We start from the raw sequence: 26,664 nt of genomic DNA, 5'->3' as shown, positions 1-26,664 counted from the left end.
AAACCCATACTGCCTAGGCTGGCCATTGCGGTTTCCTTTTCTCGATGAAGGCTTGCACGCCCTCCTGTGCGACCGGGTGGCTCATGTTGCAGGCCATGGACTGGCCCGCCAGCTGGTAAGCCGCTTCCACGCCGGTTTCACGTTGCTTGTAAAAAAGTGCCTTGCCCATGGCAATCGCCTCTTTGGGCTTGAGCAGTACGGACTGCACCAGCTTTTCAAGCTCGGCATCAAGTGCTTCAGCAGGCACAACACGGTTCACAAGACCGCGCACACGCGCTTCATCGGCCGTGATGAACTCCCCCGTCAGCAGCATTTCCATGGCCTGCTTGGCGGGCATGTTACGCACCAGGGGCACGCTGGGCGTGGCGCAAAACAGGCCTACGTCAATGCCATTGACGCCGAAACTCGCGTGGCTGGCCGCGACGGCCAGGTCACATTGCGCCACCAGTTGGCAGCCCGCGGCGGTGGCCAGGCCCTGCACTTTGGCAATCACCGGCACCGGCAGGTTCTGGATGCCCAGCATCATGTGTGAACACTGTGCAAACAGCTTCTGGTAATACGCCAGCTCGGGGTGGGCGCGCATGTCCTTGAGGTTGTGGCCGGCGCAAAACGCCTTGCCCTGCGCGGCGATCACGAGCACCCGCGCGGACTTGTCAATCGCAATGGCGTCGAGCGCAGCCTGCATGGCGGCCAGCATGTCTTCACTGAGCGCATTGAACGTGCTGGCGCGGTCAAGCGTCAGGGTGTGTACGCCGCGCCCGTCACGGGTGTGAAGAAGTGGCGACGATGAATTTGGTGGTACTGCATTCATAAATCAAATCCTACAAATCGGCCAGCACCCGGATATGCGCCTCAACGCTGCGGGCTAGCGCCCGCAGGTTGTAGCCGCCTTCCAGCGACGACACGATACGCCCCCTGGCGTGGCGCCTGGCAACATCCTTGATGCGCTGGGTGATCCAGGCATAGTCCTGCTCGACCAGCCCCATCTGCCCCAGGTCGTCATCGCGATGGGCATCGAAGCCGGCACTGATAAAAATCATCTCGGGCTTGAATTCTTCCAGCCTGGGGATCCACATGATCTCGACCAGCTCACGTATGTCCATGCCTTTGGTATAGGCCGGCACCGGCAGGTTGAGCATGTTGGCGGCGGGGTGATCCGTGCCGCTGTACGGGTAAAACGGGTGCTGGAAGAAACCTACCATCAGCACGCGCTCATCCCCCTTGAGGATGTCCTCGGTGCCGTTACCGTGGTGCACATCGAAGTCCACAATTGCCACACGTTGCAGGCCATGGCGCTCCAGCGCATAACGCGCCGCAATGGCGATGTTGTTAAAAAAACAAAAACCCATGGCCTTGTCATGGCAGGCATGGTGCCCCGGTGGACGCACGGCGCAAAAAGCGTTTTCGATCTCGCCGGCCAGCACACGATCCGTGGCCGCCAGCACGGCCCCCGAGGCGCGCAGTGCGGCGTTCCAGGTGTGGACATTCAGCGAAGTGTCCGGGTCTATCTGCGCATAGGGCGGCCCGCCCGCCTTGATGTCGTCTGCCAGGCGGTCGCTCAGGCCGCGCAGGGCCGCGATCATCATGCGGTCGTGTGCCAGTTCAATATCGCCCAGCGCCGCCTGCGGGGCCTCGCGTACATCCAGCGCATCCTTGACACCGGTCGCCAACAGCCAGTCTTCAATCGCATCGAGCCGCTCCGGGCACTCCGGGTGCCCGGGGCCCATTTCATGCTTCCAGCAGTCCTTGTGGGTGAAATAACCAGTCGCGTTCATCGGGAATTTTTACGAAAAATTACGGTATGGTTGACAGCATGAATGTCAAAGAAAAACTTCAGGCGCTTTTAAATCAGCTTAACACGGTCATTGTCGGCAAACCCGCACAGGTGCAGGACTGCGTCGCCTGCCTGCTGGCCGGGGGCCACCTGCTGATTGAGGACGTGCCCGGCGTCGGCAAAACCACCCTGGCCCACGCACTGTCGCGCTCGTTCGGGCTGCAGTTTTCACGCGTGCAATTTACTGCCGACCTGATGCCCAGCGATTTGTCGGGCGTCTCGATCTATGAACGGCAGAAAGAAAGTTTTGTATTTCACCCAGGCCCCTTGTTTGCCCAGGTGCTGCTGGCCGACGAAATCAACCGCGCCAGCCCGAAAACCCAGAGCGCGTTGCTTGAAGCCATGGAAGAAAAACAGGTCACCGTTGAAGGCTCAACCCGCCTGCTGCCGGTGCCGTTTTTTGTGATCGCCACGCAAAACCCGCACGACCAGCTTGGCACCTACGCCCTGCCCGAGTCGCAGCTGGACCGCTTTCACATGCGGATTTCGCTGGGCTACCCGGACCGCGCCGCCGAGCGTGAACTGCTCAAGGGAAGCGACCGCCGCGACATGGTGGACAACCTCAAAGCCGTGCTGGCACCGCACGACCTGCTGGAACTTCAGCAACAGGTCAGCCAGGTCCATGCGGCCGAGCCGCTGTTGAACTATTTGCAGGACCTGATGGCCGCTACCCGCTCGGGCCGCTGGTTTTTACAGGGACTCAGCCCACGCGCCGGCATTGCCGTCATGCGCGCCGCCAGGGCGCAGGCCTTTCTCAGCGGCCGGGATTATGTGGCACCGGACGACATCGCCGCCGTACTGCCACAAACTGCTGCACACCGCCTGATCCCCGTCAGCGATGCCGGCCGCGGCTCACTGGAGCAGGTGCGGGCCATGCTGGATGCGGTGCCTTTGCCGTGAATACGGGCTCCGTTCGCCCTGAGCCCTTCGGCGACGCTCAGGACAGGCCTGTCGAAGGGTTGCCCATGCGCAAGGCTTCGATAGGCTCAGCCCGAACGGTCTGGGTAAACCCCCTCGCCTTCATTCGCGGGCGTTTTCAGAAATGGTGGCAAAGCAAGCTGCCGTTTACCGACCATGTCACGCTGACGCAGCGCAATGTCTACATCCTGCCCACCCGACCCGGACTGATGCTGGGCGTGACCCTGCTGACGCTGCTGGTAGCCTCCATCAACTACCAGCTCAACCTGGGCTATTTGCTGACTTTTTTGCTGGCCGGCAGCGCCCTGGTCGGTATGCATGTGTGCCATGGCACATTGCGCGGCCTCGCTATGAATCTTGTAGCACCTCCTGCGCAGCATGCAGGGGCTACGGCCGCCTTTGACGTCAAACTCACGAATACGCGGCGCACTGCCCGTTACGGCATAGGCCTGAGCGTGCTCAACCCACAGGATGTGGCTGCGAAAAAAGGCAGCGAAACGCACTGGGCCTGGACCGACGTGCCAGCGCAGGGCAGCAGCACCGTGCAGGTGGCGTTCACGCCGCCCAGGCGCGGCCTGCACCGCCTGCCGACGCTGACCGCTGAAACACGCTTTCCGCTGGGCACCTTCAGGGTCTGGACGGTCTGGCGGCCGGCAGCGCAAATCCTGGTCTACCCGGCACCGGAACCCCATCCCCCGCCACTGCCTCCCGGCGAGCCACGGTCCGGCGGCGCTGCGGCGGTCGCCCGGACCCAGGACAGCGGCGAATTTGACGGCGTACGCAGCTACCGGCGCGGCGACCCCATGAAACTGGTGGTCTGGAAAAAAGCCGCCAAGGCCGACGAGCAGGGCAACGGACTGGTCGTACGCGACACCCAGCAAGCCCAGCGCCATGAACTCTGGCTGGACTTCATGCAGGCCGGAACGGCCGATACCGAACACAAACTGTCACGGCTTTGCGCGTGGGTGCTGATGGCGGACAGGCTTGGGCTGGACTATGGACTGCGTTTGCCTGCGCTGGAGGTCAAGCCTTCCAGTGGGGAGGCGCATAGGCGTCAGTGCCTGGAGACGCTGGCGCTATGTTGAACTTTCTCGCCTGTGCAAACAAGCCGGGGGGAGCCCGGCGGCTCGTAACTTTCTTTTGCTTCGCCAAAAGAAAGTCACCAAAGAAAAGGCGAGCCGCAGTCAGGGCCACTACGCTGCGCTGCGTGGTTCCTTGCGCTGCTCGGATGAGCCGGAAATTTCAGAAACTTGTCTGCTGCGCAGCCTTCGGACATCTGAAATTTTTATCCGTCTCCTCCTGTGCTGCTCAGCCCTGCCAGAACGGCACTGCGGGAGCGGGAGCAAATACGGGGCCGGGTTCCGCAGAACGCATCGCGTTCTGCTCCCCGAACCCGATTCCGTTTTCTTTCTCCAAACCCGTCCTGGCTGGGCCGAGCAGCGCAGATGGAGGCGGAAGGTCGGGCCAAACTTGTCTGAGCCGCAGGCGAGTTGTTTGGACCGCCGCCGGAATCGAGCAGCGCAGGTTGCCCGTAGCGCAGCGAAGGGACCCAGACTGCGGGTCGCCTTCTCTTTGCTTACTTTCTCTTGGGCAGAAGCCAAGAGAAAGTGAGTCGCCCGCCGGGGCGAGACCCGGCCTGGTCATACGAGCGAAGAACGTCATCAGCGCAAGCGCGCCAAGGCCAGCACACCCATGCTGACACGCATAAACACCCTTCCCCGCGACAGCCGCGACACCCTGTTCCTGCTGCTGGTCATCGCCTGGGTACTGCTACCCCAGACACCCCACATCCCAGTTTGGTGCAGCGCCCTCGCAGGCGCAGTGCTCATCTGGCGCGGCTGGCTGGCTTTGGGCGCCAGGTCCTTGCCCGGCAAATGGTGGCTGCTGGGCCTGCTGGGGCTGACCATTGCCGCAACACTTTTTACGCATAAAACCCTGCTGGGCCGTGACGCAGGCGTCACGCTGCTGGTCGTGCTGCTGACGCTCAAGACGCTGGAATTACGCGCCCGGCGCGATGCATTTGTGGTGTTTTTCCTCGGCTTTTTCTGCATGCTGAGCAATTTCTTTTACTCGCAGTCACTGCTTACGGCCTTCAGCATGATGCTGGGGTTGCTGGGACTGCTGACCGTGCTGGTCAATGCCCACATGCCGGTCGGCAAACCGCCCCTGCTGCAAGCCGCCAAAACCGCTGGCTGGATGGCCCTGCTGGGCGCGCCCATCATGCTCGTACTGTTTCTACTGTTCCCCCGGCTGGCGCCCTTGTGGGGCGTGCCCAGCGATGCAATGACGGGACGCAGCGGCCTGAGTGCCAGCATGCAGGTGGGCAACATCGCCGCACTGGCGCTGGATGAAAGCGTGGCCATGCGCATCAAGTTTGAAGGCCGGCCACCACCTCAGCAGGACCTCTACTTTCGCGGCCCGGTGCTCTCCGACTTTGACGGCCGCGAATGGCGCCCGCAGCGCTTCAACTTCTCTTCGCGTTATGGCGTGACGTCAAGCCTGGTGGTTTCGGGCGCGCCGGTCAATTACGAAGTCACGCTGGAGCCCACCAATCGCCCCTGGCTGTTTGTCATGGAAGCCGCTGAGCAAAACCCCGTGCTCCCGGGCTACCAGAGCATGATGCAGGCCGACCTTCAGTGGATGGTGAATCGCCCCGTCACCGACCTGGTGCGCTACAAGGTACAAAGCTACCCTAGCTTCCGGCATGGCCCCACCCAGTCAGCCCTTGGGCTGCGCGAGTTCACGGAATTGCCGCCCGGCTCCAACCCGCGCACACTGGACCTGGCCCGCCAGATACGAAGCGATGCCCGCTACGCCAACGCAGGCGGCGCCCAACTCGCACAGCTCGTGATGGACCGGCTGCGTACCGGTGGATACACCTACACGCTGGAACCCGGCGTGTACGGCCAGAACACCGCCGACGAGTTCTGGTTTGATCGCAAGGAAGGTTTTTGCGAACACATCGCGTCGAGTTTTGTCATCCTGATGCGGGCCCTGGGCATCCCGGCGCGCATCGTCACCGGCTACCAGGGCGGCGAACTGAACGCGGTCGGCGGCTTCTGGGTGATCCGGCAAAGCGATGCCCATGCCTGGGCTGAAGTCTGGCAGGAAGGCCGCGGCTGGGTGCGCGTGGACCCGACCTCGGCCGTCGCGCCGGGACGCACCGGCGCCTTCCAGCGCCTGGCCTTGCCCCAGGGCGTGGTCGCGCAAGCCCTGGGCAATATCAGTCCCGGTTTTGCCATGCAGCTGCGCGCCACCTGGGACGCCATCAACAACGGCTGGAATCAATGGGTACTCAACTACACCCAGGGCAAACAGCTCAGCCTGCTCAAGGACATGGGTTTTGAGTCGCCGAGCTGGGCGGACTTGAGCTACGTCCTGATCTGCATCGTCGTGCTGGCCAGCCTGGTTGGCGCTGCCTGGACCTTGTGGGACAGGACCCAGCACGACCCCTGGCTGCGCCTGCTGGCACGTGCGCGCAAGCGGCTGGCCAGGGCCGGCATCCAAAGCACAGCCGCCACCTCGCCACGCCAGCTGGCCGAAAAGGTCATGGCGCAGTCCACCGACCAGGGCGAGGCAAATACCAGGGCACTGTATGACTGGCTGATGCAGCTGGAATTGCAACGCTATGCCGACACATCAGCCATCTCCATCGCACATGGCAGGCAGCGCCTGCATCAACTCAGACGCAAATTCAATGCACTCGTATGGCCTGCTTAAAATCGCACAGCCCACCCGACATTCGTGAAAGCCGCATGACATCTCACACCCCATCCGGGTCGTTTCTTCGATCATTCACACTTGCTATATTTTCAATAGCATTCCTCACCGTGGCGACGGTGGCCAGCCATGCACAAACCCCTAAAAAAACGGTTGCAGCCAAAGCTGCGGCAATACAGGGGCCGCCCTACGCCACCCGCGCCGGGGCCATGCAGTTTGCGGACGACCTGGCCGCCAGGCGCGACCTGGACCCTGCCTGGGTGCGCGATGCGATTGGCCAGGCGCGTTACAACGCTACCGTTTCACGGCTGATGCAGCCACCGGCCAAGGCCTTTGTTAAAAACTGGCGTGTCTACCGCAGCCGCTTCATAGACCCGGTCCGCATTGCCGCCGGCGTTCGTTTCTGGAAAGCCAACCAGGCCGCACTTGAACGCGCCGAAAAGGAATACGGCGTGCCCGCCGACATCATCGTCGGCATCATTGGTGTGGAGACCATCTACGGCCGCGATACCGGCAGCTTCCGTGTCATGGACGCATTGACCACACTGGCCTTCGACTTTCCGGCAAGCCACCCGCGCGCCCGGGAACGCAGCGACTATTTCAAGGGCGAGCTGGAGCAATTCCTGACCCTGCAAAGCCGCCGCAATGCAGACCCGTTTGAGGTGCGCGGCAGCTACGCCGGTGCCATGGGCATGCCGCAGTTCATGCCATCAAGCTGGGTCAAGTACGCAGTGGATTTCGACGGTGACGGCACCATAGACCTGTGGAACAGCCCCGCCGACGTGATCGGCTCGGTCGCGAATTACTTCAAGGCCTTCGGCTGGCAGCCCGGCATGCCCACCGACTACCCCGTAAGTTTTGACAGAAGCCGGCTGGATATGGATGCCCTGATGGCGCCGGACATCCTGCCAACCTTCAGTGTGGCGAGTTTTACCGCCAAAGGCGCGGTACTGAAGGGCCCGGCCCTGCAACACACAGGCCCGCTGGCATTGATAGAGCTGCTGAACGGCGCGGATGCACCGCAGTACGTCGCCGGCACTGAAAATTTTTACGTCATCACGCGCTACAACTGGAGCAGTTATTACGCGATGTCGGTGATTGAACTGGGGTGGGAAGTGGCTGCGCGGGTCAATCCATAGGCCTTTGCCCGCCGAAGCTATTCGCTGAAACGCACACCCGGAAACAGGCCGGACAGCCAGGGCCGCAGCGGGGAGATCCGGGTGAACCATGAAGACTCCCCGTAGCGGGCGGTCCCGGAGCCATTGGAATTGACTCCCACCATCACCCAGTTGCCCTGCAACTGCATCCAGGCGGAGCCACCGCTATCGCCAGAGCCCAGCAGCCCGACCAAGCGCGTCGCGGGTTTGGCTGCACCGCCATAAGGATTGGGAATGCTGCCGTCTTCCTTCGGCAGGTAAACACCGAGGTAATTCCCGCCGTCCCCCTTGCGCGGCAGCGGCATGACGGTCTTGACCAGTTGGTCAACCACACCTTGCGCTGCGGCTTTGTCAGAGCCCCGGTAGAAACGATCCTCTTCACTCGCTGATCCGATGCCGCGGCTGCCGAAACCCACAAAGGTGATCAACTTTCCTGACTCTGCATTGCCGCCGTACAGGACGGGCTGCGGTCCGATACCAGCCAGGGGTTTAGGCAGCCGCAAAACGGCCAGGTCAAAACCGGTACGCATGTCAAAGTCGCCATTCCACTGCGGATGCACCCATATCCGGTCGGGCCTATGGATGCGGCCATCCGGCGAGCGGACCGAATAGGCATCCGGACTGGCAGGCAGCGCATACACATGTGCGGCAGTCAGGACATAGGCGTGTTTTTCATCGTTACCCAGCCATGTGCCCGAAGCCTCGCCCCAGGTTTCGTCGTCACTGGAAAACGCCAGCACGGAGCGGAATTGCGGCTGCGCAGCCAGCCGCAAGTGCGCACCGAAACCTGCGGGTTCGCGCCCCTTGGCGCCGCCCTCTTCGTGCCAGGTCGAGTCCAGAATGGTCACTGCATTTGCCGACAGGGCAAAGATGAACAGAGCCACCCCTATCGCCAGGAAAAAACTCTTGTTGCTGGGGGCGCTTTTTTTGATGTCCAGGGTGTCAGGCATGGCGCTTATTACACCATCTGGAAACGAGCAAGTTTGATTCAGCCGGAGGACTTGGATCGCCTTTTTACAAGCCTTTCAGTCCTGCAACCGGCTTTGGATGCGCGCAAGCAGCTATCAAAACAGAAGCAACCAACAAGACCCGGAAATTCGCAATGCCGGCTCAAACCGGCACGATGGTGATGTCCACCGTCATGGACTCCTCGCCCCCGCCCTGCCGCACGCCCTTGATGGGCGGGCAGGCGTTGTAGTCTGTTCCCATGGCCAGACGCACATGGCGTTCGTCAATCAGGCAGCTGTGGGTCACATCTATGCTCACCCAGCGACGTGTGGCCACGTCCAGGCAGACATCGCACCACGCGTGGCTGGCTAGGTCGGGTTCATTGGCAGCATAAAAATAACCGCTGACGTAACGCGCCGGGTAACCCAGGCTGCGGCAAATGGCGACCATCACATGCGCCTGGTCCTGGCACACGCCGGCCCCCAGGGTAAAAGCCTCCAGTGCCGTGGTGGTGACGCTAGTGCTATTTTTTTTATAGCTGACTGCGCTTGCCACACCTTGGCTGAGGGCCAAAAGTGCTTGTAAATCAGCCGTTCCGTCAATGCTCTGCGGTATGAAGCGGCGGCCAAACTCTGCCAGTTGCCAGTGCGGTTCAGCCAGGTGTGTAGCACGCAAAAAGAAGTAAGGGTGCGGCAGGCTTTCAGCGTCCGTGAACTCGGCCACGCCCAGGGTCTCGACATCGCCCGCGGCATTGACCAGGCTCCAGCGCACGTTGTCGGATTCCTTGCCGACAAAGGTGTAGGACTGGATGGTGTTGCCGAACGCATCCTGTTGGGTGTAGAGCTTTTCAGGCGCGCCCACGCTCCAGAAATTCACGGTCTGTGCGGGGCCGGACTGCGGCGTAAGCCACAACGTTTGCAATGCATACCGTAACGGCTCACTGTAGCGGTAGTCCGTGACGTGCCTGACATGCAGCTTCATGACTTATTGGCCCCCACGTTCGCTCGCTTCGCGTAACTCTCTGCCCCCCCGAGGGGGCTGGCCTTGCTTGGGGCGGCCCGGCGCTGCGGCCGCCCTGTCCTCATGTTGTGTCAATGGGTAGCAGGCACAAGAAACTCGCGGCTCAGGTGCGCGCCCAGCTCGTTCACACGGTCCAGGAACTGCGTGAGGAAGGCATGCAGGCCGTTGGCCAGGATTTCGTCTATGCGTGCGTACTGCAGGTCCGAGCGCAGCTTGCCGGCGCGGCGCAGTGTTTCGCTGGATGGGTCGCTGGTCACCATGGCTAGGTTGCTCATGACCTCGTTGAGGCAGCCCAGCAGCGAGCGCGGCATGTCGGGGCGCAGGATCAGCAGCTCGGCCACACGCTCGGGTTTGATGACATCGCGGTAGACCTTGCGATACACCTCAAAACCTGAAACGCTGCGCAGGATGGCGCTCCAGTGGTAGAAGTCAAACTCCTGGTCTTTCGCATGGGTCACGCCCAGGAAGTCGTTCTTGACGGCATGGAACTTCACGTCCACCAGCCGCGCCGTGTTGTCGGCCCGCTCCAGGAAAGTTCCCAGGCGCAAGAAGTGAAAGGCTTCGTCCTGCAGCATGGTGCCCGCAGTAACACCGCGGGACAGGTGCGAGCGAAACTTGACCCACTCAAAAAACTGCCCGGGATCGCGCTCGAAGTCGCCGCTGCGCAACATGCGCATGACCTCCAGATAAGTCTGGTTCTCGGTCTCCCAGACTTCGGTGGTCAGCGTGCCGCGAACGGCGCGGGCGTTTTCGCGCGCGTTTTTCAGGCATGAGACGATGCTTGAGGCGTTTTTCTCGTCGCGCACCATGAAGTCCATCACATTGCGCGGGGAAATGGCCTCGCCGTATTTGGCGGTGTAGGCGGGTTTGAGCTCGCTGATGCTGAGCAGGCCTTCCCAGCCAGCCAGCGCTTCGCTGGCCGACTGCGGCAGCAGGGATGTCTGGTAATTCACATCCAGCATACGGGCGGTGTTTTCGGCCCGCTCGGTATAGCGGGACATCCAGAATAAATGGTCAGCAGTACGTGACAGCATGATTAAACTCCTGCGCGTTGGGATTGCGACTGGGACTGCAGGGGCGCCGCAGCACCGGCTTCCAGAATCCATGTGTCCTTGGTACCGCCACCCTGTGAAGAATTGACGACCAGCGAGCCGTCCTTCAGCGCCACGCGCGTCAGGCCGCCGGGCACCATCTGCACCTCCTTGCCGCTGAGCACAAAAGGCCGCAAATCGATGTGGCGCGGAGCGATGCCACTGTCCACATAGGTCGGGCAGGTCGACAGGCTGAGCGTAGGCTGGGCGATATAACCCGAGGGATTGGCCAGCAGGGCCGCGCGGAATTCCTCGATCTCGGCCTTGGTCGATGCCGGGCCGACCAGCATGCCATAACCGCCGGCGCCATGCACTTCCTTGACGACCAGGTCTTTCAGGTTGGCCAGGGTGTACTTCAGGTCCTCTGGGTTTCGGCACATGTAGGTCGGCACATTTTTCAGGATCGGTTTTTCGCCCAGATAAAACTCGATCATCCTGGGCACATAGGGGTAGATGGACTTGTCGTCGGCCACGCCGGTGCCTATGGCATTGCAAAGGGCCACATTCCCGCTGCGATACACATTGAGCAGGCCGGCACAGCCCAAGGTCGAGCTTGGGCGGAAAGCCAGCGGGTCCAGGAAGTCATCGTCCACGCGGCGGTAAATCACGTCCACACGTTTGGGCCCGCGTGTGGTCCGCATGTAAACAAAGTTGTCCTTGACAAACAGGTCCTGGCCTTCGACCAGCTCAACCCCCATCTGCTGCGCCAGAAACGCATGCTCAAAATACGCCGAGTTGTACATGCCCGGTGTCAGCACCACCACGGTGGGATCGGCGGTGGCCGGCGGTGCCGAGGCGCGCAGGGTTTCAAGCAGCAGGTCGGGGTAATGGGCCACCGGGGCGACGCGGTTTTCACTGAACAGCTCGGGGAAAAGCCGCATCATCATCTTGCGGTCTTCCAGCATGTAACTCACGCCGCTGGGCACCCGCAAGTTGTCTTCCAGCACGTAGTACTCGCCGGCCCCGCTGGCATCGGGCGCACGAACGATATCGATGCCGCTGATGTGCGAGTAAATATTGCCGGGCACATCCACGCCCATCATCTCGGGGCGGAACTGCGCATTCTGGAAGATCTGCTCGGACGGAATCACGCCGGCCTTGAGGATATCCTGCCCGTGGTAGATGTCGTGGATAAAGCGGTTAAGCGCGGTAACGCGTTGCACCAGGCCTTTTTCCATGCTGGCCCATTCGTGCGCGGGGATGATGCGGGGAATCAGGTCAAACGGGATCAGGCGCTCCGTGCCCGAGCCGTCCTCGTCTTTCGCGCCATAGACGGCAAAGGTAATGCCGACTCGGCGAAATATCATCTCGGCTTCCGCCCGCCGTGCCTGCATGGTCTCAAGTGGCTGGCGCGACAGCCAGTTGCAGTAGCCCTGGTAATGCGCCCGTACGCTCTCGGCACTCACGTTCATTTCGTCAAACATCGGTCGGCTCATAAGCTTTATCTCCGGCTGCGTTCATGGCATTGTTGTGTCTCTAGCTTAGCAAGTTATGCGCCAAGGGTTTGTCCTTAAGGGATTTTTAACCCTTTGTGCCGCCCAGAAAGTTCTGATCCGGGTCAGGGAGGGCTATCAAGACGGTGATGCCAATAACGCAAACCCCGCTGGCGCTGGCAAAGCACCTGGCCGGGGTCGGCGCTGCGCCAGCTTGCAGCGCCGCAGGCAGGTGACTTGAGCACGCTGATGCCGCGTTCACGGTAACGCTCCAGCACGGATTCCACCGGGTGCCCGAAGCGGTTCCGGTACCCGGCCTGCGCCAGCGCGAATTGCGGTTTCACCTGATCCAGGAATACACCGCTTGATGAGGTTTTACTGCCGTGATGGGGTACCAGCAGAAAGTCGGCTTTCAGCTTTTCCCTTAACGCAGGATCACTCACCAGCCTTGACTCCTGTGGGGCTTCAAGGTCACCGACCAGCAGTGCGGTCTGCGCGCCGTTGGAAATGCGCAGCACACAACTCAAGGTGTTGGGCTTGCCAGTGCCCTCGTAGTCGGCTGCCACCGGATGCAGTACCTCAAAATCCACCGCATCCCAACGCCAGCGCTGGCCCGCCGCACAGCGGGTGGATTGGCGTATCGCCTGCAGTTCATGGTCGTCTTCAATCGAGCTGAGCAGCCGGGCCTGCGGCTGCATGGCCAGGACCGCAGGCGCGCCGCCTATATGGTCGCTGTCCCGGTGGCTGAGCATCAGCAGGTCTATACGTTCGCCCAGGGCCCGCAACAAGGGCACGAGTACCCTGTGACCGGCATCGCTTTCACGCGAGAACCGCGGGCCGGTGTCGTAGACCAGGCTGTGGCCGGCGGTGCGCACAATCACCGCGTTCCCCTGGCCAATGTCAGCGCCCAGCACGTCAAAATGCCCGATGGCCGGACGCACGGGCGACCACAGCAGCACGGGCAGCAAAAGCGGCACACCCAGCGCCCGCCAGTGCCATGGCAAACGCATGGCCAGCAGCGCGCCCCCAGCCACGCCGGCAAGCGCGCACCACAGTGGCGCGGCGGCCACACTGATGGAGGCCAAAGGCCAGCTCGCCAGCCATTGCAGGAAAAGCGTCAACAGGCTCACGGCCCACGCCGCAGCGTCCCAGACCGGCGACAAAAACACCCCTAACATCGCCAGCGGCGTAACCAGCAAGGTCACCCACGGAATCGCCACCGCATTCGCCAGCAGGCCGACCAGCGAGACCTGGTTAAACAGCAGCAGGGACAAGGGCGTGAGCGCAAGCGTGACCACCCATTGCTCACGCGCGGCGCCAAGCAGCCCGGCAACGGGTTTTGACAGCCAGGACCGCGATTTTTCTGCTTTTTTTGAATCAATAGTGCCCTCAGCCCCCGTACTACCTGAGCGACCAGCTCCTGAATCTGTAGCAAGATAGCCCCCACGTTCGTTCGCTTCGCGTAACGCCCTGCCCCCCGAGGGGGCTTTTTTGCCTTGGGGCGGCCCGGCGGCAAAAAGCACACCTACGGCAACAAACGACAGCCAGAAGCCAGCCTGCATCAGTGCCCACGGGTCCAGCGCCACCACGACCGCCATGGCCAGCAACCACACGACGGGCCAGGGCCACTGCTTGCCGCTTTGCCTGAGCAGCACCACGGTCGCCAGCATCCAGATGGTTCGCTGCGCGGGTACGCCCCAGCCCGAAAAGAGCGCATAAGCAGCCGCCAGCAGCAAACCACCAAGGGCACTGGCGCTGCTTGCCGGCAGCCAGAGGCACAGGTGCGGCGTGAGTTTGACCGAACGCCGCCACAGCCAGCCCAGCACCAGCGAAGCGACCCAGGCAAACATGGTTATGTGGAGGCCCGAAATGCTCATCAAATGCGCCACACCGGTAGCTCGAAACACATCCCAATCCGCCCGCTCAATCGCGTTCTGGTCGCCGACGACCAGCGCCGCCAGCACCCCCGCCAGCTGCCGGTTCGCCACGCGCCCGAAGATCGCTTCGCGCACCGCCTGGCGAGCCCGTTCCACCGGGTGAGCCCAGCTGTCGCCGAGTTTTACAGGCGGCGCATCACGTACGCCGGTGCGTACATAACCGGTGGCCTGCAGGCCTTGTTCCCACAACCAAAGCTCGTAGTCAAAGCCATGGGGATTGCTGTTGCCATGCGGGGCCTTGAGCCGCACCGTCATTTGCCAGCGCTCACCGGCCCGCAAGGTTTGTGGCTGGCGCTGCAGTTCCGGCGAAAACTCGGCAGGCTCGGTACTGTCGTTGTCTACGGGTTTGATTGGCGATGCGCCGGCCGGACTTTTGGCTGGCCGCGCGCCAAAGCCGGAATACCAGCCCAGATAAATCTGCGGCGGCAGCGGCACAGCCTGGCCGTTCAGGCGTGCTGAATCGACACCAAACCGAAAGCGCAGGCCATCCTCACCAAATTGCGGCATGGCCAGCACCCGGCCAGTCACCCGGATGTCCTTTCCTTCCAGCGCGGGACTCAGGGCCGTTTGCTGGAAAGCCACGGCCCGAAGGCCCGTCAGGCCAAAACCAAAGGCGGCAGAGATGAACAATGCCATCAGGATGGCAGGCAAATTACGGCCCCTCTGGGTGCCCTTCGTGCGCCATACAAAAACCAACGCCAGCAGGCCTGCGCAGCCCAGCGTCAAAACGGCATAGACCCACCACACAAAGAGTGAAGCCTGCTGCAATTGAAGCGCCACGCCGGCAATAAAACCAGCCAACAGGGGGCCCAGCAAGCCTGCAACTGAAACCGGCCGGGACAGGTTTTTTCGCGCTTCCGGTGAAATGTTGTCTCCCACAACCCGCCTCCCTATATTTTTTTGCATGCAGCCCCGGCATGGCTGCATGTTCAACGGGCAAGCAGCCAAAACAGTCTACAACCCCCTATTTGGCTCAGGTCTTGCTAGCATGGGTATAGAGTGAGTTGCCCTGCAGACCGGGTCTCGGAATCGACACACTCTCGGCGGATCATCTGTGCCATGTGACTGTTACAACCTTCAAGAAGCGAGACCATCTTGTCCATCCACGTTGCCCTCAGCCACATCACCCATTACAAATACGACCGACTGGTCAAGCTGGGGCCGCAGATTGTGCGCCTTCGCCCTGCCCCGCACAGCCGGACCCAGGTGCTGTCGTACTCGCTGAAGATCGAGCCGGTGGACCACTTCATCAACTGGCAGCAGGACCCGTTTGCAAACTACCAGGCCAGGCTGGTTTTCCCGCAGCCGACGCGGGAATTCAAGGTCACAGTGGACCTGGTGGTTGACATGGTGGTGCTCAATCCTTTTGATTTTTTCCTGGAGCCTGCGGCTGAAGAGTTCCCCTTCAAATACGAAGCCCCCATGGCACGGGAGCTCGCGCCCTACCTGGCGACGGAGCCCGTCACGCCCCTGCTAAAGGCCTACCTGGCCAAAATCGACCGCAAGCCCAAACGCACCATAGACTTTCTGGTGGGGCTCAACCAGCAATTGCAGTCAGACATCAAATACGCCATACGCATGGAACCGGGTGTGCAGACGCCCGAGGAAACACTGCGCCTGGCCATCGGCTCGTGTCGCGACACCGGCTGGCTATTGGTGCAACTGCTGCGCCACATGGGGCTGGCTGCACGTTTTGTATCCGGCTACCTGATACAGCTGAAAGCTGATGTCAAATCGCTGGACGGCCCCAGCGGCACGGAAGTCGACTTCACCGACCTGCACGCCTGGTGCGAGGTGTTTTTACCTGGCGCAGGCTGGGTCGGGCTGGACCCGACATCAGGCCTGATGGCCGGTGAAGGCCACATCCCGCTGGCCTGCACACCCGAGCCCTCCAGTGCGGCGCCGATTGAAGGCGGCGTGGACGAATCCGGCGTGGAGTTTACCCACCACATGGGCGTGCAGCGCATCTACGAATCACCGCGCGTGACCAAACCCTATACCGAAGAGCAGTGGGCCAAGGTGCTGGCGCTGGGCGCGGCCGTGGACCGCGACCTCGTCAAGGGCGATGTGCGCCTGACCATGGGCGGCGAACCGACTTTTGTGGCCACCAGCGACCGCGATGCCGCCGAATGGAATATCGATGCGCTCGGCCCCACCAAACGCGGCTACGCCACCGAGCTGGTGCAAAAACTGCGAGCCGAATACGGCCAGGGCGGTTTCCTGCATTTTGGCCAGGGCAAGTGGTATCCGGGCGAGCAATTGCCGCGCTGGGCGCTGAGCATTTTCTGGCGCAAGGACGGCCACCCGGTCTGGAAAAACCCTGCGCTGTTTGCCGACGAACGCCAGTCCTGCAACTACAGCGCCGAAGACGCCGCACGCTTCACGGCTACGCTGGCCGGCAAACTCGGCCTGGCGCCGGACTTCATCACACCGGGTTTTGAAGACGTCTGGTATTACCTCTGGCGCGAGCGCCGCCTGCCCGTCAACGTGGACCCGTTTGATTCAAAACTTGACGACCCCATGGAGCGCGAACGCCTGCGGCGCGTTTTCATGCAGGGGCTGGATTCCGTGGTAGGTTATGTGCTGCCGCTCAAGGCCCGCGAAAGTATTCCCGGCTCAACCAAACCGCTGGCCGGGCCCGCGTGGACAACCGGGCCGTGGTTCTTCCGTGACGAGCGCATGTACCTGATGCCCGGCGACTCGCCCATGGGCTACCGCCTGCCGCTGGACTCTGTGCCCTGGGTATCAAAAACCGACTACCCCTACATGATCGAAGCCGACCCGTTTGCACCACGGGACACCTTGCCGCCGGCGGCTGTGCTGGCGGGGCGCTACAACCTTGCTGCGGGCAGCGCTTCGGCGCAGCGTGTCGAGCAGTACCTGGCACGCTTCATCAAAGGTGTGCCACCACGTTACGAAGCCCGCCGGGTCATGCAGGCACCGACAGGTGAACAGGGCAAGCTGTCCCAGACTGCGGAGCCCGGGACCCGCGTGCCCAATGCATTTGAATCTGCCGCATGGCTGACCCGCACCGCGCTGTGTGTGGAGGTGCGCGACCCGCAGCGCGCCAACGGCCCCAAAGACCCAAAAGCAAAAAAGGAGGCCGATGCAAAAACCTCGGGGCAAGCCAGCGCGGGTGCAGGCGAAAAAGGCGCCCTCTACATCTTCATGCCCCCCATGGAAAGGCTTGAGGACTACCTGGACCTGCTGGCCGCCGTTGAAGCGACCGCACAAAGCCTGAACCTGAAAATCGTGCTGGAAGGTTATCCGCCGCCACGCGACCCGCGCCTGAAAATGCTGGCGGTCACGCCGGACCCCGGCGTGATTGAAGTCAACATCCACCCCGCCTACAACTGGGGGGAACTGGTGGAGCACACCGAATTCCTGTACGACGTCGCACACGAGACGCGCCTGTCGGCCGAGAAGTTCATGACCGACGGTCGCCACACCGGCACCGGCGGCGGCAACCACTTTGTGCTCGGTGGCGCCACGCCGGCCGACAGCCCTTTCCTGCGCAAGCCCGAAGTGCTCGCCAGCCTGATTGCCTACTGGCACAACCACCCGTCGCTGAGTTATCTTTTCTCGGGCATGTTCATAGGCCCGACCAGCCAGGCGCCGCGTATCGACGAAGCGCGCAACGACCAGCTTTACGAGCTTGAAATTGCCTTGCGCGAGATCGCCGCCAACCGGGAAAAGTATGGCCAGGATATGCCGCCCTGGATTGTGGACCGCACGTTGCGCAATATTTTGGTGGACGTCACCGGCAACACCCACCGCAGCGAGTTCTGCATAGACAAGCTGTATTCGCCCGACTCATCCACCGGCCGCCTCGGCCTGCTGGAATTGCGCGCTTTTGAAATGCCGCCGCATGCCCGCATGAGCATTGTCCAGCAGCTGTTGCTGCGCGCACTGGTCGCGCGCTTCTGGAACAAGCCCTACCACGGGCGTTTGACGCGCTGGGGCACCGAGCTGCATGACCGCTTTTTGCTGCCCAGCTTTGTGCGCATGGACTTCGGGGATGTGCTGACCGAGCTGAACGATGCAGGCTACGCCTTTGACATGGCCTGGTTCGAACCACATTTCGAATTCCGCTTCCCGATGATTGGCCAGGTAAAAACCAGCAGCATTGAACTGAGCTTGCGCAGCGCGCTGGAACCCTGGCATGTGATGGGCGAGGAAGGCTCTTCAGGCGGCACGGCCCGTTATGTCGACTCCTCCCTCGAACGTATAGAGGTACATGTGTCCGGGCTCAACGACAACCGTTATGTGGTGACCGTCAATGGCCGCGCCCTGCCCCTGCAAAACACCGGCACGGTGGGCGACTACGTGGCGAGTGTGCGTTACAAGGCCTGGAACCCCCCCTCGTCCCTGCACCCATCCATAGGCGTGCATGCACCGCTGACCTTTGACATCGTGGACACATGGATGGAGCGCTCCCTGGGCGGCTGCCAGTACCACGTGGCGCATCCGGGGGGCTTGAGTTACGCCACCCTGCCTGTCAACTCCTATGAGGCGGAAAGCCGCCGGCTGACGCGGTTTTTCCAGATGGGCCATACCCCCGGCAAGATGCGGGTCAGCCCCGCACAACCTAGCCGCGAATTCCCGTTCACACTGGACCTGCGTTAGGGGCGGCTGGACGGCCTGTCATGGGCCGCTTACAAGGACCGGATACTGGAATAAAATCCAGCTTCCGGACGTGGCTGGATCTGCGCTGCTTTTTGCTGACACCGGACCAAGCCAAACACCCGGCTCCCGGCTGGCAAACCGCAAGCATATTGGGTAACGTGGAAAACAATAACAAGTCACTTTTTGCAGCGCACGCGCTGGAGGCGCCGGCCGACCTGGCGTCGGCGCTGGCCATGCCTGCCCTTGCCGGGCATTTCGACGAGTTGCGCGGGAGCACAAAAGCCAGGCCGCCATTGCCCCAGGCTTCTGCACAAAGCCAGTCGCAGTCACAGCCCTCCGCTCCGCTTGCCAGGATAGGCGCGCCTTCTGCAGCGCCCGTTGCCGGGCCGGACTCAAAGACCAGCCCGGCAGCAGCAGTTGCGGGCATTGAAGACGTCGACGCTGCGGCAGAACCACTGGCACAACCCTGGACCACGTTCTTCAACTTTCTCGGCACGGACGGCTTTCATGACCTGAACCGCCGAACCGCCAACCTGCGCCGGCAGATCCGCGACAACGGCGTGACCTACAACGTCTACGCAGACGCCAACGGGCCGCAGCGGCCCTGGTCGCTGGACCTGTTTCCGCTCATGCTTTCGCCGCAGGACTGGTCGCAGATCGAGACCGGCATCCAGCAGCGCACCCGGCTGCTCAACCACATCATGGCCGATGTGTACGGGCCGCAAGACCTCCTGGCGCAAGGCATCCTGCCAGCCGCGCTGGTGCAAGGCCACCCCGGTTACTTGCGCGCCATGCATGGCGTGCAGCCTGCAGGCGGGATCTTTTTGCACATCGCCGCTTTTGACATGGCCCGCGGACCGGACGGCCGCTGGTGGGTAGTGTCCCAACGCACACAAGCGCCCTCAGGCCTGGGTTACCTGCTTGAAAACCGCCTGACCATTTCCCTGCTTTTCCCGGAGGCCTTCCGCGAAATGAAGGTGCAGCGGCTGGCCGCATCGTACAAAGCCCTGGTAGATGGCATGAAGGCCCTGAGCCGGGGTGAGGACAGCCGCATCGTGCTGCTGACACCCGGGCCTTACAACGAAACCTACTTTGAACACGCCTACCTGGCCCGCCACCTCGGCTTGAGCCTGGTCGAGGGCAGCGACCTGCTGGTGCGGGATGAAAAGCTCTACCTCAAAACCCTGCAGGGGCTGGAGCCCGTGCACGGCCTGCTCAAGCGGCTTGACGATGAATTCCTTGACCCGCTGGAGCTGCGTTCGGACTCCACGCTGGGCGTGCCCGGCCTGCTGCAGGTGATTCGCGCCGGCAATGTGCTGGTGGCCAATGCGCCCGGCTCTGCCTTTCTGGAATCCCCTGCTCTGCTTGGTTTCTTGCCTGCACTTTCGGAGCACTTTCTGGGCGAAAAGCTCAGCCTGCCCTCACTCGCCACCTGGTGGTGCGGCGAGCAGGCGGCGATGCAGGACGTGTTGCCCCAGCTCAGGAACTGCGTCATCAAGCCGACCTACCCCGGCTCAGGCATGGAGTCCGTCATAGGCCAGTCGCTGTCGCAACGCTCGCTCGATGAATGGGCCGGCCGCATTGTGCGCCAGGGCGACGACTACACCGTCCAGGCCTACCTGCCATTGTCCCAAACCCCGACCTGGCAGGGCGAGCGAATCGTGCCGCGCTCGGCCATGCTGCGTGTCTTTGCCGTCCCGGATGGCACGGGCTCATGGCAGGTGCTGCCCGGGGGACTGGCACGGCTGGCTGGTAAAAACGAAAACATCGCCTCCATGCAGCACGGCGGCAGCAGTGCCGATGTCTGGGCGCTAGGGGCCATGCCGACAATACCGGCCACGCCGCGCCCCGCAGCAGACCCTGTCCCGGCAGCCCATGCTCCCATCATCAATACCTCCAGCCGCAAGCGGCCTGTGACCAGCCGCTCCGCAGAAAACCTTTTCTGGCTGGGCCGCTACACCGAACGTGCAGAAAACTCCCTGCGCCTGGCCCAGTTGACCCTGCAAAGCCTGGGCGGCGAGGACCAGTCTTCACAACCACTGCTGCTGTGGCTTTCTGAAATGGCCGTGAGCAACGCCCTGGTGCTGGATACCGTGCCGCTCGCGACCCAGGCACGCAAAGTGTTCGAGCGCTCCCTGATTGCAGGCCTGGCCGACACCGAACAAACCGCCAGTGTCGGGTTTAACCTCAGGGCCCTGAAAAGCGCGGCGTCCGCCGTGCGTGAACGCCTGTCGCAGGAACAATGGCATGTGATCGTGCGCGCGGAAGCCGATTTTTTCAGCCGCTGTGAAGCCTTCAAAAGCGCCAGCCACCACGGCCCGCACTCGCTGGAATACTCGTCCGTGGAGGCCTTGCGCACGCTTGAGTCAACAAGCGGCTTCCTGGCCGCCATGACGGGCGCGCAAACCGACCGCATGGTGCGCGATGACGGCTGGCGGCTGCTCAGCATAGGCCGTTTCATCGAACGCCTGGCCACCCTGTCCGCTGCGCTCGCGCTGGGCTTTAGGACCGGCGCCGTGTTTGACGCGGGCGGCTTCAATGCCATGGTGGCGCTGTTTGACAGCACCATCACCTTTCACGCGCAGTACCAGCAACGGCGCGACATACCTGCATTGCTGGACCTCCTGGTACTGGACCGCGACAATCCGCGCTCCCTCAGCTGGGTCATACAGATGCTGGAAGGCCGGCTTGCCAAGCTGGCCACCAGCACACCCGGGGACCTGCCGAGCCTGGCCGCCACCCTGCCTGACCCGGCGAGCTGGGTAGTGGCGCAGCCGCCGGAAACACCGCTGGCCCCGGCACAAACAGGCACGGCACACCAGCCCCATGACGACCTGGTCGAGCAGTTGGAAAAATGCCAGTCTTCGGCCTTCGAGCTCTCGGACAACATCAGCCGCCGCTACTTCAGCCATGCTGCGGCGGGCAGCCACCACAGCCTCGGGGCCTGAGCCTGAAAAGACACCTGTCAAAGACTCCCATGCTGCTCCACGTTGTTCATGAAACCCGCTACCAGTACGCCCCCTCGGTTGACAATGCACACCATGTCGTGCATCTGAAGCCGGCCAGCCGCGCGGGCCAGGCATTGCTTCGTCACGAACTGCGCATCAGCCCCGAGCCGGCACATCAGCGTGAAGTGATGGACGTTTACGGCAACAGCAGCACCTTCTTTTCGCTGCAGGCCAGCCACGACGAGCTGATCGTTGTGGCGGACAGCATAGTGTCAACCACGGCATCCAGCCATGGCCTGGATGCGGATGACTTCATCGCCAGGACGCAACTGCCTTGGGAGCAGGTGCGCGAACAGTTTCGCTACCGTGCCGGCGCGGCTTACCACAGCGCATGGGAATTCCGTTTTGCCTCGCCTTATGTGCCCCGCAACGACGCCTTTGCCCGGTTTGCGCTGCCCAGCTTCACGCCGGGCCGCCTCCTGCCGGAAGCCGCGCATGATTTGATGGAGCGCATACACGGCACCATGGCTTATGAAAGCAACAGCACCGAGGTCAACACGCCAGCGCTCGAAGCCCTGCAACAGGGCAAAGGTGTTTGCCAGGATTTTGCGCACATCATGGTGGCCTGCTGCCGCGCCTTGGGGCTGCCTGCGCGTTACGTCAGCGGCTACCTGCTGACGCAGCCGCCGCCCGGGCAACCGCGGCTGATAGGCAGTGACGCCTCCCATGCCTGGGCCTCGGTCTACTGCCCGGAACCGGGCAAGCCGGGCGCAGGCCACTGGCTCGACCTTGACCCGACCAACAACCGGGCACCCGGCGAGGACTATGTGACCCTGGCCACCGGGCGCGATTTCCTGGACGTCTCGCCCCTGCGCGGCGTCATACGCGGCGGTGCGCAACATATCCTGGACGTCGGCGTGACGGTGACCCCGATTGAATCACTGCCGGTCAAATGATTTTTCAGCCTCCTTCTTTTTAACCCTCCTCAGGAAAACACCATGAGCAAAAACCAGCATCCCATTTACGCAAAGCTTGAACAACTGGGCATCACCCTGCCCCCACTGGCCATCCCTGCCGCGGCTTATGTGCCCTACGTGCAAACCGGCAAACTGATTTTTTTGAGCGGCCACATTGCCAAAAAAGATGGCAAGGTCTGGGCCGGCCAGCTTGGCAAGAACGTCAGCACCGAAGAGGGCAAGGCCGCCGCCCGCCTGGTGGCCATCGACCTGCTGGGAACCCTGCATGCCGCGCTCGCCGCCACAGGCAAGGACCTGGGCAATGTCACCCGCATCGTCAAGCTCATGAGCCTGGTCAACTCCACAGGTGACTACACCGAACAGCACCTGGTCACCAACGGCGCGAGTGAGCTGCTGGGTGAAGTTTTTGGTGCCGGTACTGGCGCCCATGCACGCAGTGCATTTGGCGTGGCGCAAATCCCGCTCGGCGCCTGCGTGGAAATCGAGCTGATTGCCGAAGTGGACTGAAACACCGGCCTGATTCACGGCAAACCAGGCGCAAGCACCTGGCCTGCACGGAATCACCACACGCCTTAGAATCACATGGTTCCGGCCAAACAGCCGGACAGCGTTCTCAGGGCGGGGTGAAACTCCCCACCGGCGGTGATTGCAGGCAACTGCATCAACCCGCGAGCGCCCGATTTTTAGTTCCGTTTCTGATTCGATGCGAGATTAGGCGCGCCGCTGCAGACAGTGCTGTAGCACGGCAAAGCGGCGTAACGACATATCGCGTTGAATCAGTAATGGAATGTGAATCGGGGTCAGCAGATCCGGTGCGATTCCGGGGTCGACGGTCATAGTCCGGATGAAAGAGAGCGCGATGTTTACGGCTGCACCCCGGCTTGAAGCGGGGGCGCGGCCGCAGGCTCGTGCGCCCTGATTCTGGTAACAGCTATCTAGAGGCCTCCATGAGTCAGAAAAATACCTCCGCACCGCACACGGCACGTTTTGCCTTCGTCCAGTCGTCCTGGCACAAGGACATCGTTGACCAGGGGCGCGCGGGCTTCCTCGCCGAACTGGCAAAACACGGCATTGCAGCCGAAGCCGTTGACCTGTTTGAAGTACCCGGTGCATTTGAAATTCCGCTGCACGCGAAAAAGCTTGCCAGCTCGGGCCGCTATGCAGCCGTCATCGCCTGCGGGCTGGTGGTGGACGGCGGTCTCTACCGCCATGATTTTGTCGCCACAGCCGTGATCGACGGGCTCATGCGCGTACAGCTCGACACCGGCGTGCCGGTGTTTTCAGTGGTGCTGACACCGCATCACTTTCACGAGCATGAAGAGCATCGCAACTTCTTCACCCGGCATTTGCTGACAAAGGGCGCGGAGGCAGCCCAGGCTTGCCTGCAAACACTTGCCAGCCTGCAAAAGGTCGAAGCAGCGCTGGCCTGAACGTTCAACATCCGGCATGCCGGATGCTACAAAATAGATAGCTGGTTGCGCTCATAAACAGGGCGCAACAGGCCATTTAGATGCAAAAAGTGGCCGCCCCGAGCAAGAAATGACTCCCTCGTGGGCAGCGCGGGGCTTACTTACTCAACTCGCTCTACAGATGCGGGTTTGAAGCCCAGGTCGGCCGCCTTGCCTTTGCGGGCGCGGGCGGCGCGGGCATTGTTCAGGCTGCGGATTTCAAGCGTTTCCTCGCGCGCCTTGCCGCCGCGGCCAATACCCGTTATGCGCACGCTGCGGGTGTAAGCGGCGGCGCCTGCCAGGCTGTCCTTGGCTTCAAGGTCTATCAGCATCAGTCCGCGCCCGCCCGCAGCCTGCAGCTTGAGTTCGGAGATTTCAAACGTCAGGATGCGGCCGCCCGTGGAAGCACAAGCCACGTGGGTGGCAGGCAGCAGGGGCACAGGGCCGGAACTGCCCGAGACATGCGAAGGTTTGCAGATCGACTCACCCTCGCCGCAGTTGATAAACGCCTTGCCTGCCTTGAGGCGCGAAACCATGTTTTCGACATTGGCGAGGAAACCATAACCACCGCTGCCGCTGAGCAGCAAGGTGGCGCTCGCCGGTCCGGCGAAATAATGCGCCGGCTGCGTGCCGGGTTCCATTTCAATCAATGTTGTCACCGGCTGGCCGTCACCACGCGCGCCCGGCAGCAGCGACACCGCCACCGAGTACACACGGCCAGTGCCTTTGGCGGCGGTACCGAACACCAGCAAGGTATCCACCGTCCGGCATTCAAAGGTGCCGTACAGCTCGTCACCCGCCTTGAAGGCAAAACTCGCCGCGTCATGGCCATGGCCACTGCGCGCGCGTATCCAGCCTTTGCTGCTGATCACCACGGTGACGGGTTCATCAATCACCTTGGCTTCGAACACGGCTTTTTTCTCGGCCTGGATCAACGTACGGCGCGGGTCGGCAAACTGTTTGGCATCGGCTTCGATTTCCTTGATCATCAGCCGCTTCAGGGCGGCGGGGCTGCCAAGGATTTCTTCCAGCCGGCCCTGCTCTTCACGCAGGTTTGTGAGTTCCTGCTCGATCTTGATGGCTTCCAGCCGCGCCAGCTGGCGCAGGCGGATTTCAAGAATGTCTTCGGCCTGGCGGTCGCTAAGCCTGAAGCGGGCTATCAGCGCCGCTTTCGGCTCATCCGACTGGCGGATGATGGCGATGACCTCATCGATGTTGAGCAGCACCAGCTGCCGCCCCTCAAGGATGTGGATGCGGTCCAGCACCTTGTCCAGCCGGTGCTGCGAGCGCCGCTGTATCGTGGTCTGGCGGAACTCGATCCACTCGGCCAGCATCTGCCGCAGGGATTTCTGCGCCGGTTTGCCGTCCAGGCCAACCATGGTCAGGTTGATGGGTGAGGAACTCTCCAGGCTGGTATGCGCCAGCAGGGTCGTGATGAGTTCGGACTGCTCGATGCGGCTGGTCTTGGGCTCAAACACCAGGCGCACGGCGGCTTCCTTGCCCGACTCGTCACGTACCACGTCAAGCACCGACAGCAGCGTTTGCTTGAGCTGGACCTGGTCCGGGCTCAAGGCCTTCTTGCCGGTCTTGATCTTGGGGTTGGTCAGCTCTTCAATCTCTTCCAGCACTCTTTGCGTGCTGACACCGGGCGGCAACTCCTGCACCACCAGTTGCCACTGGCCGCGTGCCAGCTCTTCAATTTTCCAGCGTGCACGCACCTTGAGTGATCCGCGTCCGGTGGTGTAGGCTGCGGCGATCTCCGCTGCATTTGAAATGATCTGGCCACCACCCGGATAGTCGGGGCCGGCAATGACGCTGTACAACTCATCATCGCTGAGCTTGGGCGTCTTGATCAGCGCGATGCAGGCATCCGCCACTTCGCGCAGGTTATGGCTGGGGATTTCAGTGGCCAGGCCCACAGCGATACCGCTGGCGCCATTCAGCAACGTGAAGGGCAAACGCGCGGGCAACTGGCGCGGCTCTTCAAAGGAGCCGTCGTAGTTTGGCGCAAAGTCGACCGTGCCCTCGTCCAGCTCGTCAAGCAGCAGCGTGGTGATGCGCGCCAGCCGCGCTTCGGTGTAGCGCATCGCTGCCGCCCCGTCGCCATCGCGCGAGCCGAAATTACCCTGGCCGTCGACCAGCGGATAACGCTGGCTGAAGTCCTGCGCCATGCGCACCATCGCGTCGTAAGCCGCCTGGTCGCCATGCGGGTGGTATTTACCCAGCACATCGCCGACCACACGCGCACTTTTGACCGGCTTGGCGCCGCTGTTGCCGTTGGCCCCGCCAAAGCCCAGGCCCATGCGCGCCATGCTGTACAAAATGCGCCGCTGCACCGGCTTCTGGCCGTCACACACATCGGGCAGCGCGCGCCCCTTGACCACGCTCAGCGCATATTCAAGGTACGCACGCTGCGCGTACGCGGCAAGCGAGTCCTGGTCAGCGGATTCAGGATTGGCCGATTCGGGGTCTGCAGTGAAAAGATCCATTGTTATTCAGGACAAGGTAAAGATAGTGGTCGGCAGTTTCAGCAAGGAAGTGCCAAAAAATTGTGCGTTGGAGCCTGCCAGGAACAGTCGAGAGCTCAGGCAAGCCGGGAGGCATGCA

17 protein-coding genes and 1 riboswitch are annotated in these 26,664 nt (G+C 62.1%); of the genes, 9 read left to right on the top strand and 8 right to left on the bottom strand.

Features of this window, described 5'->3' with window-relative positions; translation table 11 throughout:
* Window positions 1-13 precede the first annotated feature (13 nt).
* Both ACFQND_RS03605 and ACFQND_RS03600 read right to left on the bottom strand, forming a co-directional pair.
* Window positions 14-811 (bottom strand): enoyl-CoA hydratase, encoded by a 798-nt coding sequence (locus ACFQND_RS03605; protein WP_377412328.1) that lies wholly within the window; start codon window positions 809-811, stop codon window positions 14-16.
* A 10-nt stretch (window positions 812-821) separates the two neighbouring features.
* A complete protein-coding gene (locus tag ACFQND_RS03600) occupies window positions 822-1,775 on the bottom strand; it encodes a histone deacetylase family protein (RefSeq protein WP_371437440.1) in 954 nt (317 codons plus the stop codon).
* 38 nt (window positions 1,776-1,813) lie between these two features.
* On the opposite strand from ACFQND_RS03600, the gene ACFQND_RS03595 reads away from it, so the two are divergent.
* The 4 genes from ACFQND_RS03595 to mltB all read left to right on the top strand — a co-directional run bounded on the left by ACFQND_RS03595 (window position 1,814) and on the right by mltB (window position 7,611).
* Window positions 1,814-2,734 carry an AAA family ATPase gene (locus tag ACFQND_RS03595; RefSeq protein WP_371437441.1) on the top strand — a complete coding sequence of 307 codons (921 nt, stop codon included), beginning with the start codon at window positions 1,814-1,816 and terminating at the stop codon, window positions 2,732-2,734.
* Between the two features lie 65 nt (window positions 2,735-2,799).
* The gene (locus ACFQND_RS03590) at window positions 2,800-3,837 is read left to right on the top strand and encodes a DUF58 domain-containing protein (RefSeq protein WP_371437443.1); all 1,038 of its coding nucleotides are present in this window, start codon (window positions 2,800-2,802) and stop codon (window positions 3,835-3,837) included.
* Window positions 3,838-4,444: 607 nt separating this feature from the next.
* Entirely contained in the window at window positions 4,445-6,472 is a 2,028-nt protein-coding gene (locus ACFQND_RS03585; protein WP_371438896.1) for a transglutaminase family protein, read from the top strand.
* A gap of 35 nt (window positions 6,473-6,507) precedes the next feature.
* A complete protein-coding gene (gene mltB / locus ACFQND_RS03580) occupies window positions 6,508-7,611 on the top strand; it encodes a lytic murein transglycosylase B (protein WP_371438897.1) in 1,104 nt (367 codons plus the stop codon).
* Between the two features lie 17 nt (window positions 7,612-7,628).
* On the opposite strand, the gene ACFQND_RS03575 is transcribed toward mltB, so the two are convergent.
* The 5 genes from ACFQND_RS03575 to ACFQND_RS03555 form a co-directional block, all read right to left on the bottom strand.
* The gene (locus ACFQND_RS03575; RefSeq protein ID WP_371438898.1) at window positions 7,629-8,579 is read right to left on the bottom strand and encodes a trypsin-like peptidase domain-containing protein; all 951 of its coding nucleotides are present in this window, start codon (window positions 8,577-8,579) and stop codon (window positions 7,629-7,631) included.
* A 160-nt stretch (window positions 8,580-8,739) separates the two neighbouring features.
* Window positions 8,740-9,558 carry a transglutaminase family protein gene (locus ACFQND_RS03570; protein ID WP_371438899.1) on the bottom strand — a complete coding sequence of 273 codons (819 nt, stop codon included), beginning with the start codon at window positions 9,556-9,558 and terminating at the stop codon, window positions 8,740-8,742.
* 110 nt (window positions 9,559-9,668) lie between these two features.
* Window positions 9,669-10,631 (bottom strand): alpha-E domain-containing protein, encoded by a 963-nt coding sequence (locus ACFQND_RS03565; RefSeq protein ID WP_371438900.1) that lies wholly within the window; start codon window positions 10,629-10,631, stop codon window positions 9,669-9,671.
* A gap of 2 nt (window positions 10,632-10,633) precedes the next feature.
* Window positions 10,634-12,124: a circularly permuted type 2 ATP-grasp protein gene (locus ACFQND_RS03560; protein WP_371438901.1), complete on the bottom strand. Its 1,491-nt coding sequence runs from the start codon at window positions 12,122-12,124 to the stop codon at window positions 10,634-10,636.
* A gap of 122 nt (window positions 12,125-12,246) precedes the next feature.
* Window positions 12,247-14,838, bottom strand: coding sequence for a DNA internalization-related competence protein ComEC/Rec2 (locus ACFQND_RS03555; protein ID WP_449301345.1), 2,592 nt, complete (start codon window positions 14,836-14,838; stop codon window positions 12,247-12,249).
* A 315-nt stretch (window positions 14,839-15,153) separates the two neighbouring features.
* On the opposite strand from ACFQND_RS03555, the gene ACFQND_RS03550 reads away from it, so the two are divergent.
* From ACFQND_RS03550 to ACFQND_RS03530, 5 genes are all read left to right on the top strand, one after another.
* Window positions 15,154-18,684, top strand: coding sequence for a transglutaminase family protein (locus ACFQND_RS03550; protein ID WP_371438902.1), 3,531 nt, complete (start codon window positions 15,154-15,156; stop codon window positions 18,682-18,684).
* A 158-nt stretch (window positions 18,685-18,842) separates the two neighbouring features.
* Entirely contained in the window at window positions 18,843-21,632 is a 2,790-nt protein-coding gene (locus ACFQND_RS03545) for a circularly permuted type 2 ATP-grasp protein (protein ID WP_371438903.1), read from the top strand.
* Between the two features lie 29 nt (window positions 21,633-21,661).
* Window positions 21,662-22,588 carry a transglutaminase family protein gene (locus ACFQND_RS03540; RefSeq protein ID WP_371438904.1) on the top strand — a complete coding sequence of 309 codons (927 nt, stop codon included), beginning with the start codon at window positions 21,662-21,664 and terminating at the stop codon, window positions 22,586-22,588.
* Between the two features lie 42 nt (window positions 22,589-22,630).
* Window positions 22,631-23,116, top strand: a complete 486-nt coding sequence (locus ACFQND_RS03535; RefSeq protein WP_371438905.1) for a RidA family protein — start codon at window positions 22,631-22,633, stop codon at window positions 23,114-23,116.
* Window positions 23,117-23,214: 98 nt separating this feature from the next.
* A riboswitch (FMN riboswitch) is annotated at window positions 23,215-23,469 on the top strand.
* Between the two features lie 87 nt (window positions 23,470-23,556).
* Window positions 23,557-24,039: a 6,7-dimethyl-8-ribityllumazine synthase gene (locus ACFQND_RS03530; protein ID WP_371438906.1), complete on the top strand. Its 483-nt coding sequence runs from the start codon at window positions 23,557-23,559 to the stop codon at window positions 24,037-24,039.
* Window positions 24,040-24,179: 140 nt separating this feature from the next.
* Here the strand turns inward: ACFQND_RS03530 and parC are convergent, their stop codons facing one another.
* A complete protein-coding gene (gene parC / locus ACFQND_RS03525; protein WP_371438907.1) occupies window positions 24,180-26,546 on the bottom strand; it encodes a DNA topoisomerase IV subunit A in 2,367 nt (788 codons plus the stop codon).
* Between the last annotated feature and the right edge of the window lie 118 nt (window positions 26,547-26,664).

Source organism: Polaromonas aquatica (genome assembly GCF_042659145.1).
GTDB lineage: Bacteria > Pseudomonadota > Gammaproteobacteria > Burkholderiales > Burkholderiaceae_C > Polaromonas > Polaromonas aquatica.
The sequence above is the reverse complement of the archived record's forward strand: the minus strand, read 5'-3'. Positions and strand labels throughout refer to the sequence as shown.